The following is a 12,839-nucleotide window of genomic DNA, read 5'->3' as shown; positions in this document are numbered from 1 at the left end:
ACTATATAATAATCGGAAGTTTAGCCTTCCGATTTTTTTGTAACTTTTGCGGAAGCAATCGCAAAAGTTTGGAGTGTTAGTTTTGGAAATTATTTGAAGAAAAATCATTATTTTCGCAAATCTTAATTTGAAGAAAATGATTAAGAAACTGATGCTCTCTGCAGCTGCTGCAGCGATTTTGACAAGTTGTACACCAATTTATAAGAAAATGAATGTTGACAAACAAACTTACGAAGGGCTGAACGACGGCCTTTATGCCAACCTGCAAACTTCCCAGGGCAATATGCTGGTGAAATTTGAAGATGAAAAATCACCGGTTACCGTGGCCAATTTCATCGGGCTTGCCGAAGGAAAAATCGATAATAATAAAAAACCGAAGGGCGTTCCGTTTTACGACGGCACCATTTTCCACCGTGTCATCCAGGATTTTATGATTCAGGGTGGCGATGCCCAGGGAACTGGAATGGGTGACCCAGGTTATAAATTTGAAGATGAGAAAAATGACCTGAAACACACGGGAAAAGGCATTCTTTCTATGGCGAATTCCGGACCGAATACCAATGGCTCGCAGTTTTTCATCACGCAGGTTCCTACACCGTGGCTTGATGGGAAGCACACGGTTTTTGGCAAAGTAGTAGAAGGCGAGGAAGTTATCGACAAAATTGCAGCCGTAGAAAAAGGGCCGCAGGACAAACCGAAAACCGATGTAGTGCTGGAAAAAGTTTCCGTTTTCAGCAAAGGAAATCAATATAAAGATTACGATGCGACGAAGGTTTTTAACGAAGGAAAGGGAAAAATTCAGGAGAACAACCGTGATTTTTTGAGAAAGCAGGAAGCTGAGGCGACGAAGCAACTGGAGGAGCTGAAGCAGGGTATGGAAACTACGGCTTCCGGATTGATGTATAAAATTACGAAGAAGGGCAGCGGCCCGAAAGTTGAGCAAGGGCAGATGGTTGCCGTGCACTATGCCGGAAGGCTGACGAACGGAATGGAATTCGATAATTCCTTCAAAAGAGGTGAGCCGATTGAGTTTCCTGTGGGAACAGGCCGCGTAATAAGAGGCTGGGATGAAGGCCTGCTGCTTTTGAATGTGGGCGATGAGGCTACGCTTTTAATCCCGTCCAACTTAGGCTACGGTGAAAGAGGTGCAGGCGGAATTATCCCGCCAAATGCCTGGCTGATTTTCGATGTTCAGGTAATGGGCGCGAAGTAAAAGCTATCACACCAAAACAAAAACGGCAACTGAGAAAGTTGCCGTTTCTTTTTTGAAAATCAGAGAGTTACTTCATATCGTACATTACCAGGGCGCTGATGACTTTCGGCTCAATCAGTGTGCATTTCGGCGGCATTTCGATTGAGTTTTCCGAGATTTTCACCAAGTCATTATAGCTGATAGGGTGTACTCCGAAGCCTACTTCGTACTCGCCGGAATCCACCATATCTTTCAGCTGAAGAATACCATCCAGGGTAGAATTTCCTCGAACATAATTAATTCTGTCCGTTGTGCGGAAGTCTTCGATGTTCAGGATTTCATCAATCACATACTTTTCCAGCAGATAGTGGTCGAAATCACGCAGATTTTCCATCTCCGCCTGCCGCAGCTCGTGCTTTACATGTAGGCTATAAAATTTGCCGCCTAGGTACATGCTGATGTGGAATTTTTTTGATGGAAAATAAGGTTCGCTGCCCTTTTCATTTATCAGGAAGGTTTTTTCCAGCTTCTTCAGAAATTCCTCCTCTGTAAGGCCGTTCAGGTCTTTGATGAGTCGGTTGTAATCGTGGATTTTAATGCTGTCTTTGGAAACGATGTAAGACAGGACAAAGTTGTAGGGCTCCGAGCCGAAGGTTTTTTTTGCCTTTTCGTTCCGGCTTTGCGCCAGAAGTGCCGTGGAACCCATCCGGTGATGCCCATCCGCAATATAAAATGACTCGATAGGGTCTAATGCCTCCTTCAGCTGCTGAATTTTCAGGCGGTTGTCTATCCTCCAGAGTTTGTGCCGAATTCCGTTGGGAGATGTGTAGTTCATTACAGGCACTGTTTTCTCCTCATTGTTCATTATCAGCTCCACCTTTGGGTTAGAGTTGTAAGTCAGCAATACAGGTTCCGCCTGAATATTTACTCGGTCCAGATATTTAGCCAGCTGTTGCTTCCTCTCCGTAAGCGTAGATTCGTGTTTTTTTATTTTCCCGTTAATAAAATCCTCCACACTTATCAGCCCGAGAAGCCCGCGGTACACCGTTTTATTCGGGAGGATCTGCTCATAGAGATAATACGCAGAAACATCCTGCATAAGTACCTTATTTTCAATGAGATCCTCAAAATTTGTGCGTACTTTTTTTAGACTTTTATCCAAATCGGAAGCCTTGCCCTTTTCCGCGGGGCTCACCATATTTACATAAGTAGTCTTGTCTTCGGAAAGTGTAAGGTAATCCTGATCTGATAGGGATTCAATAGGCAGGGATGGAAAATTTCCCACATATTCTTCGCTTGGGCGTATGCCCCGGAAAGGTCTGAAAGTTGGCATTTTTTTATTTATAACTTTTGCTAAGTTCAATGATTTGCTCGGCGAGCTCTGTGCCGATTTTTTCCTGGGCATCCACCGTGTTTCCGCCAAGGTGCGGCGAAAGCGAAAGCGCAGGGTTCATCAGCAGCGAGAGCGCAGGCGTAGGCTCCTCTTCGAAAACATCCAGCGCTGCACCGGCTACCTTTCCGGCCTCAATCGCATCGATGAGAGATTTTTCGTTGATCACGCCGCCTCTTGCCGTATTTACGATGAAGATTCCGTCCTTCATCATTTTAAATTGTTCATTATCAATAAGATAGCCATCAGTTTTCGGCGTATTAATCGTAAGGAAATCCAAATCTTTCAGGAATTCTTCCATATTATCGGTGGTCTCAATTTGGAAATCCACTCTTTGCCCGTCGAAGAATTTCAGGCTAATGCTTTCCGTTCTTGCTTTGGTCGTCAGCACCTTTACCTGCATTCCGAAGGCTATCGCCATTTTCACCACCTCTTTTCCGATGCCGCCGAAACCAATCACACCCAGCGTTTTCCCGCTGAGTTCCACGGCTTTGGAATAAGATTTCTTCAAATCATTGAATTTCGATTCGCCTTCCAGAGGCATCATCCTGTTCGATTCGTGCAGAAATCTTGCGAGAGAAAGGAAGTGCGCGAAAACCATTTCTGCTACCGAGCGTGATGAAGCGGAAGGCGTATTAATCACCTTGATGCCTTTGCCTCTCGCATATTCCACATCAATGTTGTCCATTCCTACACCGCCACGCCCAATGATTTTCAGCGAAGGGCAGGCATCTATCAAATCCTGCCGAACCTTCGTTGCGCTGCGTACCAGCAGCACTTCCACATTGTTTTGGTTGATGAAATCTGCAAGCTCTTCCTGCGGAATTTTATTTTCGAGCAATTCCTGTCCGCCTTCTTCCAGCGCCTTTTTTCCAGCTTTGGAAATACCGTCGTTTGCTAAAATTTTCATAGTTTCAATTTTTAGGATTTCGCAAAAATTCAGGCTTTAATCTAAAGATTTCATAACATCCACCAAAACCTGAACGCTTTCCAAAGGAAGTGCGTTGTAAATGCTCGCCCGGTATCCACCGATGCTTCTGTGGCCGTTCAGCCCGTTAATTCCGGCATCCTTCCAGAGTTTGTCAAAGGCTTCCTTCTTGGATTGGTCAGTCAGGTCGAAGCATACATTCATCAAGGAACGGTCTTCTTTTGCCGCCATTCCGACGAAGTTTTCATTATTGTCAATTTCATCGTACAGCAGTTTCGCTTTCTGCTTGTTGCGCTCTTCCGCCGCTTCGATGCCACCGTTGTTTTCCAAATGCTGAAGCGTAAGCAAGGTGGTATAGATTGGGAAAACAGGCGGCGTGTTATACATCGAATCTTTGTCGATATGCTTCTGATAATCCAGCATTGATGGAATATCCCGTCCGCTTTTCCCGAGAATTTCCTTTTTCACGACTACTACTGTTACGCCGGCTGGTCCCATATTTTTTTGCGCACCGGCATACATCAGGTCAAATTTCGTGTAATCCCTATCATTACTAAAAATATCAGACGACATATCGCAAACCATTGGGCAATCCACCTCTGGAAACTGGTGCATTTCTGTACCGTAGATTGTGTTGTTGGATGTGCAGTGGAGGTAGTCGTATTCGCTGCCCACCTTGTAATCTTTCGGGATGAATTTATAATTGTCATCCTTGGAAGAGCCCACCACATCTACCGTTCCGAACTTTTTGGCTTCCTTTATCGCGTTGTTCGCCCAGGTTCCCGTATCCAGGTAGGCCGCCTTTCCGCCGTCCTTTTTCATCAGGTTGAAGGGCACCATACAAAATTGCATACTTGCACCGCCACCAAGGTAAAGCACCTCGTAATCATCGCCCAGCTTCATCAGGCGTTTCACGATGGCCCTCGCTTCTTCCATCACCGGTAGGAAATCTTTGCTTCTGTGAGAGATTTCCAGCAGGGATAGCCCTATGCCGTGGAAATCCAGGATGGCTTCCGCCGATTTTTGGAAAACTTCTTGCGGCAGGATGCAGGGCCCTGCGCTGAAATTGTGTTTTTTCATAATATTATAGTGTTTGGTTTTTCTTTTTGTAAAGATAATAAAAATGCCAGACGAATTTGCCGGGCAATGTAAATTATTCTGCGTGGAGGAACGCTTTTTTCTGTAGCAGTGCGTCTTCGCTCTCGATATGATTTTCGTCAGGCACGCAGCAATCCACAGGGCATACCGCCGCACATTGCGGTTCCTCGTGGAAGCCTTTGCATTCGGTGCACTTATCCGTAACGATGAAGTAGAAATCATCGCTCACCGGTTCCTGCGGAGCATCGGCATCTATCGTTTTTCCCGAAGGCATAGTCACTGTTCCCCGAAGACTTGTTCCGTCCGAAGCCTTCCAATCCACGGCACCTTCATAGATGGCGTTGTTCGGGCATTCCGGTTCGCAGGCTCCGCAATTTATGCATTCGTCAGTGATTTTAATGGCCATATTTGATTAGGATTGTTTTAAATTTGCGCAAAATTACGAAAAAATAGGCAATTTTTAAGCAATGGAAATGCAGGGGAAAGTTTCAGCCTTGGCAAAGGTGGGCGATTTTTTGGGTAAATTTTTAACGACGGATGAAGCAGGGTACAGCGCTCAGCAGAAAGATTTTGCGGAAATTCTCCAGCGTTCGGAGATTGAAAATCCGTGGTTTACTCAGCAGAATCTAAGATTTGCGCTAAATTCCTGGGCAGAACTATTGAATGAAGAAAATTTAAATAATTGGCTTGAAAATTATGAATTTCGTAATCACGGAAAAAGGGTAGGGCTCATTCTTGCCGGAAATATTCCGATGGTTGGTTTTCACGATGTGATCTGCGTCATTCTTTCGGGAAATTTTCCGCTCATAAAATTATCGTCGAAAGACCGGCTTCTGATACCTTTCCTGCTGAAGCTTTGGCAGGAATTTTCCGAAGGTGATGTTCAGTTCGAAATCGTGGAAAAGCTGCAGGATTTTGATGCGGTAATTGCCACCGGAAGTAATAATACGGCGCGCTATCTGGAATTTTATTTCAAGGATAAGCCGAGAATTATCCGCAAAAACCGCACTTCCGTTGCCGTACTTTCCGGCGAAGAAACCGATGCCGATTTGCAGAATTTAGCGGGGGATATTTTCCAATATTTTGGGATGGGCTGCAGGAATGTTACGCGGCTTTTCCTTCCTAAGTCATTCGAAATCAATAGGCTGTTCGAAAATTTTATGCCTTTTGGCCACATCATCAACCATCATAAATATGCCAATAACTACGATTACAACAAGGCGATTTTCCTGCTGAACCGCGATGATTTTTGGGATAATAATTTCGTGATGTTGCGCGAAGAGGCCGGCCTTTTCAGCCCGATTTCAGTTTTGAACTTTTCCCGCTACGAAAATTTGCAGGAGGTGGAGGAATTCATCACGGAAAACGAAACGGACATTCAGGCCGTGGTTTCCAATTTCCAACTAACAATCCCAATGGTAAAATTCGGCGAAGCCCAGCAACCATCGCTCGAAACCTACGCCGATAATGTAGATACGATGAGGTTTTTGGCGGGATTGGATTAAACCCGCATTTTCATAGCGTTCAGGAAAGTCTTGAAAATCAGCACCTGGTCGCCGAATTTGGATTCGATGCGTTCCCTGATGTTTTCAAATTCGTTCAGCATAAAATCTTCGCGCTTCTCATCGTTGGCAAACATTAGAAGCAGGTTGGTATTGCTGCCTTCGTTTATCATTTCGCTATCCACTTCGGAAAGTATGTAGCGCTCTGCATCGTACAGGTTTTCAGCGAGTTGTATCAGGGTTGTCTGCACATAATCTTTCCATTCGGCTTCTATCGATGGTATGCTGTGGAAGGTAAGGCTGATGATGGACATTCTTTTCTTTTAGGGTAGAGTTTAAAATTAAAATTCAGGGTTCAAATTTACAAATATTGAATCTCAGGTTGGAAACATCAACTCTCTATCCTCAAATTTAGAATTAATCCCACAATTTTCGTATTTTAGCGCATTAATTTGGTGAGATTTTAATCAGCGGTGTAAAGTGCTGATTCTCACATATTTACAGGATTTATGCAGAAAGAAGGAGAAAGGCTGATACCCATCAGCATTGTAGATGAAATGAAGTCGTCCTACATTGATTATTCAATGTCGGTCATTGTATCTCGGGCACTTCCCGATGTGAGGGACGGCCTGAAACCGGTGCATCGCCGCGTTTTGTACGGCATGTATGGCCTTGGCGTATTTTCCAACAGGAAATATCTGAAATCGGCGAGAATCGTGGGCGATGTGCTCGGTAAGTACCATCCTCACGGAGATTCTTCTGTCTATGATGCTATGGTGCGTATGGCCCAGCCGTGGAGCCTCCGTTATCCGCAGGTTGACGGGCAGGGTAACTTTGGCTCGATGGACGGCGATCCGCCAGCTGCAATGCGGTACACCGAGGCAAGGCTAAAGAAGATTTCCGATGAAATCCTTGCCGATCTGGATAAGGAAACGGTGGATTTCCAGAATAATTTTGACGATTCCCTTACGGAGCCCAGTGTTCTTCCCACAAAAATCCCGAACCTTCTGGTGAACGGAACTTCCGGAATTGCGGTAGGTATGGCTACCAACATGGCGCCGCACAACCTTTCGGAATCCATAGATGCCATTTGCGCATACATCGATGATCGCGAAATTTCCATCGATGATTTGATGAAGCACATCATCGCACCGGATTTCCCAACCGGCGGAATCATCTACGGTTACGATGGTGTGAGGGATGCCTTCCACACAGGGCGCGGAAGAATTGTGCTGCGCGCCAAAGTAAACTTCGAGGAAGTTCACGGCAGAAATGCCATCATCGTTACCGAAGTGCCTTACCAGGTGAACAAGGCAGAAATGATTGAGCGCACTTCCAATTTGGTAAAGGAGGAAAAAATCCCGGGCATTCACGAAATCCGTGATGAATCGGACAGGATGGGTCTGAGAATCGTGTACGAACTGAAGCACGATGCCATCCCAAATGTTGTGCTGAATCTTCTCTTTAAATACACCGCGCTGCAAACTTCGTTCAGCGTGAATAATATTGCCCTGGTAAAAGGCAGGCCACAGCAGCTGAACCTGAAGGACATTATCCATCACTTCGTGGAACACCGCCACGAAGTTGTGACGAGAAGGACGGAATTTGAACTGAAAAAAGCCAAAGAAAGAGCCCACATCCTCGAAGGATTTATGCGGGTAATAGCCACGCAGGATACTTTGGACAGGGCCATCTACATCATCCGCCACTCCGCAACGCCGCAGGAAGCGAAGGAAGGCCTGATGGCAGAGTTTGAACTTTCCGACATTCAGGCTCAGGCCATTCTGGATCTTCGCCTGGCAAGATTAACCGGAATGGAACTTGATAAAATCCGGGCGGAATATGAGGAGATTATGGCGCTCATCAAAGATCTGGAGGACATCCTTAGCAGTGAAGCAAGGCGCTACCAAATCATCAAGGATGAACTTCTGGAAATCAAGGAGAAGTATGGCGACGAAAGAAGAACGGATATTGATTTTTCCGGCGGAGATATGTCCATCGAGGATTTCATCCCGAATGAAACCGTGGTGCTCACGATTTCTCACGCAGGCTACATCAAGCGCACATCGCTTTCGGAATACAAAATCCAGAGCAGAGGTGGCGTAGGAAACCGCGCCGCAACAACGCGGGACGAAGACTTCCTGGAATACATCGTTTCCGCGACGAACCACCAGTATATGCTGTTCTTCACCGAAAAAGGGAAATGCTACTGGCTGAGAGTCTTCGAAATCCCGGAAGGCTCGAAAACTTCGAAGGGCAGGGCTATTCAGAACCTTATCAACATTGAGGCCGGCGATAAAATCAAGGCCTATATAAGGACGGACGATCTCACCAATTCAGAATATGTGAACCAAATGAATGTGGTGATGATTACCAAGAACGGCACCATCAAGAAAACTTCGCTGGAAGCCTATTCCAGACCGAGAACGAACGGAATTAACGCGATTGAAATCCGTGAGGGCGATGAACTGCTTGGCGCAAGGCTTACCAACGGAGAATCCGAAATAATGATAGCCACCCGGAAAGGAAAATGCATCCGCTTCCCTGAGGAAAAGGTGCGGGAAGTTGGCCGAGGTTCCATCGGCGTTCGCGGAATTTCGTTGGAAGATGATGATGCTGTGGTTGGTATGATTGTTGTGAAAGATGTTGAAAATGAAACCGTTCTTGTGGTTTCGGAAAAAGGCTACGGCAAGCGAACTGCGGTGGAAGACTACCGCATTACGAACCGTGGCGGAAAAGGCGTCATCACGCTGAATATTACCGATAAAACCGGCGACCTTATCGCCCTCCAGAATGTGATGGATGATGATGGGCTGATGATTATCAACAAATCTGGCGTGGCAATAAGAATGGGCGTGGAAGAACTTCGCGTGATGGGCAGAAACACCCAGGGCGTGAGGCTCATCAACCTGAAGGGTGACGATGAAATAGCGGCGATTGCCAAAGTGGAAATGGATAAGGAAGTGGAAGAAGATGCGGATGAAACCAATGCGGACGGCATCAGCAATGTGGATTCTTCCCACCCGGAATTTTCGGATTTGCCGATGACTGGGGATAATTCGATGACGAACATAGGCACCGAAAGAGAACTTCGCAAGGCGGAAAAAGAGGAAGAGCAGGAGCTGAAACGCCTTGAAAATGAACAGGATAGCAACGAAGAAAATTAACAACCAAAATATTAAACAATGAAAAAAACATTTTTAAGCCTCGCAGTTCTGGCTGCGACAACGGCTTTCGGACAAAAGAAAGAGATTCAGGCAGCTGCCAAAAGTGTGGACAGCAAGGATTTTGCTGGTGCCCGCGCGCAGATCTCCGCTGCTGAAGGATTAATGGGGGACAGGATCTATATGCTAGAACCGGCTGTACAGGAGCAGTACTACTACGCAAAGGGCTCCGCGCTGATGAATGAAGGTAAAACAGCAGAAGGTGCAAAGTACCTTTCAAAAATCAATGATTTGAGAACGAACAAAATATACGCCGGGAAATCCGGGAAGGATAGGGTGTATTTTGTGGGAAAAGATGCTGCGGACAGATCCGGAATTTCCGGGCTGAAAGAAGAAACCTACGAGCCGAAAATGAATGTAGCACCGCTAATAAACGATGCGCTCAACAAATCCAACCAGGCTGCAGTGGATGCTTACAACAATAAAAGCTATGCTGTAGCAGGAGATAAATTTAAGGAAACCTACTACTTGCTAAAAGCGGCGGGCTCCGATGATAAAACTTATCTGATGAATGCAGCAGTTTCTTACAACGCGGCGGGGAACAATAATGCAGCCATAGAGATCTACGACGACCTCATCGCGTCTGGATATACAGGAGAAAACACAATCTATACTGCAAAGAATAAGAAATCTGGGAAGGTAGAGAGCTTTGATAAGACGAATTTTGAGCTACAGAAAAAACTTGCCGACAAGAGTGATTATACAGAATTTAAAGTTGAAAAAACTCCAAACATCCAGAAAGAACTTTATCAGGCTAATGTGAAAAATCTTTACGATGCACAGCGCTTTGATGAAGCTGCAAAGCTTGCCGATGCAGGGCTAAAAAAGTTCCCGAATGACAGTGTTCTGCTGAATCTACAGGGGCTTTCCTATTACAAGAGCGGCAGATCCAGCGAGTTTATTCAAAGTCTGAAAACGCAGCTTCAAGCGGATCCGAACGATCCTGAAAAATGGTACAATCTTGGCGTGATGCAAAGCAACGATCCGGCGATGAAAAACGATGCTGAGCAGTCTTTCCAGAAGGCGTTGCAGATTAATCCGAACTATCTTCCCGCTCTGCAGAGTATGACTTTTCTTGCAATGGGCGATGACGAGAAAGCAGTAGATAATTACAACGCGCTTAAGAAAGCCGGAAAAACTGACGCGGCGAATAAAGTTTTAGACCAAAGACGGGAAAATTTCAGAAAGGCAATTCCTTATGCGGAGAAATGGTATCAACTGGAGCCGGACAACCTAGATGTTGTAACTACATTGAAAGGCCTATATCAATCAACGCGGAATGAGGCGAAGTTTGAAGAATTTAAGAAAAAAGAGGCAGCGCTAAAGAAGTAGTCCCACCAATTAAAAACATTAAAGCCGCAGAAAATCCTGCGGTTTTTTTGTAATTAACTTATCCTTTAGATCTTAATAATTAAAAATCGCTGTAAATGCTTTATTTACAGCGATTTGGTAATTATTGGTTACTTAACTTACCTAACCTCCTCAAAATCAGCATCCTGTACATCGTCTGCACCGCCGTTGTTCGGGTTTTGGTTTCCGCCCATATCGTTCATATCCGGTGCGCCCTGTGCCTGCTGACCTGCAGCGTACAGCTCCTCAGATGCTGCCATCCACGCTGCATCCAGCGCTTCGGTTTTGGCTTTTACATCGTCCGTATTCTTCGCTTCGAAGGCCGTTTTCAAATCGGCAACCGCAGCTTCAATCGCAGATTTTTTATCCGCGGAAAGCTTGTCGCCAAATTCCTTCAGCTGCTTCTCAGTCTGGAAAATCAGGCCGTCCGCTTTGTTGAAAACTTCCGCTTCCTCCTTGCGCTTCGCATCGGCAGCAGAGTTTTCCTGAGCTTCGCGCTTCATTCTTTCGATTTCATCATCGGAAAGTCCGGAGGAAGCCTGAATCTTGATAGATTGCTCTTTACCGGTGCCCTTATCTTTCGCCGAAACGGAAAGGATACCGTTTGCATCGATATCAAAAGTTACCTCAATTTGCGGTACACCTCTTGGTGCAGGCGGAATATCCGTCAAATCAAATCTGCCGATTTCCTTATTATCGTTGAACATCGGCCTTTCACCCTGGCCAACACGGATGCTTACTGCAGGCTGATTGTCGCTGGCTGTGGAGAATACTTCCGATTTTTTGGTAGGGATAGTGGTGTTCGCTTCGATGAGTTTCGTGAACACTGAGCCCATAGTTTCGATGCCGAGAGAAAGCGGCGTAACATCCAATAGCAGCACATCCTTCACATCGCCCGTCAATACGCCGCCCTGTATTGCAGCACCTATGGCCACCACTTCATCAGGGTTTACGCCTTTTGAAGGTTTTTTGCCGAAGAATTTCTCCACTTCTTCCTGAATGATCGGGATTCTTGTAGAACCGCCCACCAAAATCACCTCATCGATGTCAGAAGTTTTCAGGCCTGCATCTTCCAAGGCTTTCTTACACGGTTCCATAGAGCGGCGCACCAATTCAGCGGAAAGCTGCTCGAATTTCGCCCTCGTCAAAGTTTTCACAAGGTGCTTCGGCCCGGAAGCTGTAGCTGTGATGTACGGCAAATTAATTTCCGTTTGCGTAGAAGCCGAAAGCTCGATTTTCGCTTTCTCCGCCGCTTCTTTCAGCCTCTGTAGCGCTATGGCATCCTGCTTCAGATCCACGCCTTCTTCGGTTTGGAATTCGCCGGCAAGCCAGTTGATGATTACATCATCGAAATCATCACCGCCAAGATGCGTATCACCGTTCGTGGAAAGTACTTCGAAAACGCCATCACCCAAATCCAGGATGGAAATATCGAAAGTACCTCCACCAAGGTCGTACACTGCGATTTTCTGGTCTTTATTATTTTTGTCAAGGCCGTAGGCAAGTGCAGCGGCAGTCGGTTCGTTGATGATTCTTTCAACGGTAAGCCCCGCGATTTCGCCCGCTTCCTTCGTTGCCTGTCTCTGGCTGTCGTTAAAGTAGGCTGGCACGGTAATTACCGCTCGGCTCACTTCCTGCCCAAGGAAATCTTCCGCCGTTTTTTTCATTTTCTGCAGGATCATCGCAGAAATTTCCTGCGGCGTATATTCCCTGTCATCAACTTTCACCTTCACGGTATCGTTCGCACCTTTTTTCACTTCGTACGGCACCTTGTCCGCTTCGTTTTGGTTGAACGCCGAGCCCATAAATCTCTTTATGGAATAGATGGTGTTTTTCGGGTTGGTTACCGCCTGTCTTTTCGCAGGGTCTCCCACTTTTCTCTCACCGTCTGCCGTGAAAGCCACGATGGAAGGCGTAGTTCTCTTGCCTTCCGCATTTGGGATTACTACAGGGTCTTTGCCTTCCATTACGGAAACGCACGAGTTCGTAGTACCCAGGTCAATTCCGATTATTTTGCTCATAATATTTAGGATTTTTTGTTTTTTAAATTTTGTTTAAAACACTTTGCCGATCTATCGTTTCGACGCTATCCCAAATTACGAAAATAATACCAAGCAAAATCTTATGACAAATTGGCAGATTTTTTTATAATTAA

Annotated in this window: 10 protein-coding genes; 4 read left to right on the top strand and 6 right to left on the bottom strand. The window is 45.8% G+C overall.

Annotated elements, in window-relative coordinates; genetic code table 11:
• Positions 1-151 precede the first annotated feature (151 nt).
• A complete protein-coding gene (locus BUB43_RS03290; RefSeq protein WP_395858362.1) occupies positions 152-1,213 on the top strand; it encodes a peptidylprolyl isomerase in 1,062 nt (353 codons plus the stop codon).
• A gap of 67 nt (positions 1,214-1,280) precedes the next feature.
• On the opposite strand, the gene BUB43_RS03285 is transcribed toward BUB43_RS03290, so the two are convergent.
• The 4 genes from BUB43_RS03285 to BUB43_RS03270 form a co-directional block, all read right to left on the bottom strand.
• Complete coding sequence (locus BUB43_RS03285) at positions 1,281-2,525, bottom strand: DUF1015 domain-containing protein (protein ID WP_073178306.1); 1,245 nt, start codon at positions 2,523-2,525, stop codon at positions 1,281-1,283.
• 4 nt (positions 2,526-2,529) lie between these two features.
• Positions 2,530-3,492, bottom strand: coding sequence for a D-2-hydroxyacid dehydrogenase (locus BUB43_RS03280; protein WP_073178304.1), 963 nt, complete (start codon positions 3,490-3,492; stop codon positions 2,530-2,532).
• A 36-nt stretch (positions 3,493-3,528) separates the two neighbouring features.
• On the bottom strand, positions 3,529-4,590 hold the full coding sequence (gene serC / locus BUB43_RS03275; protein ID WP_073178302.1) for a 3-phosphoserine/phosphohydroxythreonine transaminase: 1,062 nt from the start codon (positions 4,588-4,590) through the stop codon (positions 3,529-3,531).
• A 73-nt stretch (positions 4,591-4,663) separates the two neighbouring features.
• Positions 4,664-5,014: a 4Fe-4S binding protein gene (locus tag BUB43_RS03270; protein ID WP_073178301.1), complete on the bottom strand. Its 351-nt coding sequence runs from the start codon at positions 5,012-5,014 to the stop codon at positions 4,664-4,666.
• A gap of 61 nt (positions 5,015-5,075) precedes the next feature.
• Between BUB43_RS03270 and BUB43_RS03265 the strand changes: the two genes are divergently transcribed.
• Positions 5,076-6,113: an acyl-CoA reductase gene (locus tag BUB43_RS03265; RefSeq protein WP_073178299.1), complete on the top strand. Its 1,038-nt coding sequence runs from the start codon at positions 5,076-5,078 to the stop codon at positions 6,111-6,113.
• Here the strand turns inward: BUB43_RS03265 and BUB43_RS03260 are convergent.
• On the bottom strand, positions 6,110-6,424 hold the full coding sequence (locus tag BUB43_RS03260) for a DUF4286 family protein (protein WP_073178297.1): 315 nt from the start codon (positions 6,422-6,424) through the stop codon (positions 6,110-6,112). The two genes, BUB43_RS03265 and BUB43_RS03260, sit on opposite strands and share 4 nt — an antisense overlap.
• Before the next feature lie 195 nt (positions 6,425-6,619).
• Between BUB43_RS03260 and gyrA the strand changes: the two genes are divergently transcribed.
• Positions 6,620-9,277, top strand: coding sequence for a DNA gyrase subunit A (gene gyrA / locus BUB43_RS03255; RefSeq protein ID WP_073178295.1), 2,658 nt, complete (start codon positions 6,620-6,622; stop codon positions 9,275-9,277).
• 18 nt (positions 9,278-9,295) lie between these two features.
• The gene (locus tag BUB43_RS03250; protein ID WP_073178293.1) at positions 9,296-10,666 is read left to right on the top strand and encodes a tetratricopeptide repeat protein; all 1,371 of its coding nucleotides are present in this window, start codon (positions 9,296-9,298) and stop codon (positions 10,664-10,666) included.
• Positions 10,667-10,803: 137 nt separating this feature from the next.
• Here the strand turns inward: BUB43_RS03250 and dnaK are convergent, their stop codons facing one another.
• Positions 10,804-12,705, bottom strand: a complete 1,902-nt coding sequence (gene dnaK, locus BUB43_RS03245; protein WP_073178291.1) for a molecular chaperone DnaK — start codon at positions 12,703-12,705, stop codon at positions 10,804-10,806.
• Positions 12,706-12,839: the final 134 nt, after the last annotated feature.

Source organism: Cruoricaptor ignavus (assembly GCF_900141665.1).
GTDB lineage: Bacteria > Bacteroidota > Bacteroidia > Flavobacteriales > Weeksellaceae > Cruoricaptor > Cruoricaptor ignavus.
The sequence above is the reverse complement of the archived record's forward strand: the minus strand, read 5'-3'. Positions and strand labels throughout refer to the sequence as shown.

What these genes read in the sequence shown, in the direction of transcription:
- BUB43_RS03285 (WP_073178306.1), bottom strand. Translation starts at nt 2,525, where the DNA reads ATGCCAACTTTCAGACCTTTCCGGGGCATACGCCCAAGCGAAGAATAT.
- BUB43_RS03265 (WP_073178299.1), top strand. Translation starts at nt 5,076, where the DNA reads ATGGAAATGCAGGGGAAAGTTTCAGCCTTGGCAAAGGTGGGCGATTTT.
- BUB43_RS03270 (WP_073178301.1), bottom strand. Translation starts at nt 5,014, where the DNA reads ATGGCCATTAAAATCACTGACGAATGCATAAATTGCGGAGCCTGCGAA.
- BUB43_RS03290 (WP_395858362.1), top strand. Translation starts at nt 152, where the DNA reads ATGCTCTCTGCAGCTGCTGCAGCGATTTTGACAAGTTGTACACCAATT.
- serC (WP_073178302.1), bottom strand. Translation starts at nt 4,590, where the DNA reads ATGAAAAAACACAATTTCAGCGCAGGGCCCTGCATCCTGCCGCAAGAA.
- BUB43_RS03260 (WP_073178297.1), bottom strand. Translation starts at nt 6,424, where the DNA reads ATGTCCATCATCAGCCTTACCTTCCACAGCATACCATCGATAGAAGCC.
- BUB43_RS03280 (WP_073178304.1), bottom strand. Translation starts at nt 3,492, where the DNA reads ATGAAAATTTTAGCAAACGACGGTATTTCCAAAGCTGGAAAAAAGGCG.
- dnaK (WP_073178291.1), bottom strand. Translation starts at nt 12,705, where the DNA reads ATGAGCAAAATAATCGGAATTGACCTGGGTACTACGAACTCGTGCGTT.
- gyrA (WP_073178295.1), top strand. Translation starts at nt 6,620, where the DNA reads ATGCAGAAAGAAGGAGAAAGGCTGATACCCATCAGCATTGTAGATGAA.
- BUB43_RS03250 (WP_073178293.1), top strand. Translation starts at nt 9,296, where the DNA reads ATGAAAAAAACATTTTTAAGCCTCGCAGTTCTGGCTGCGACAACGGCT.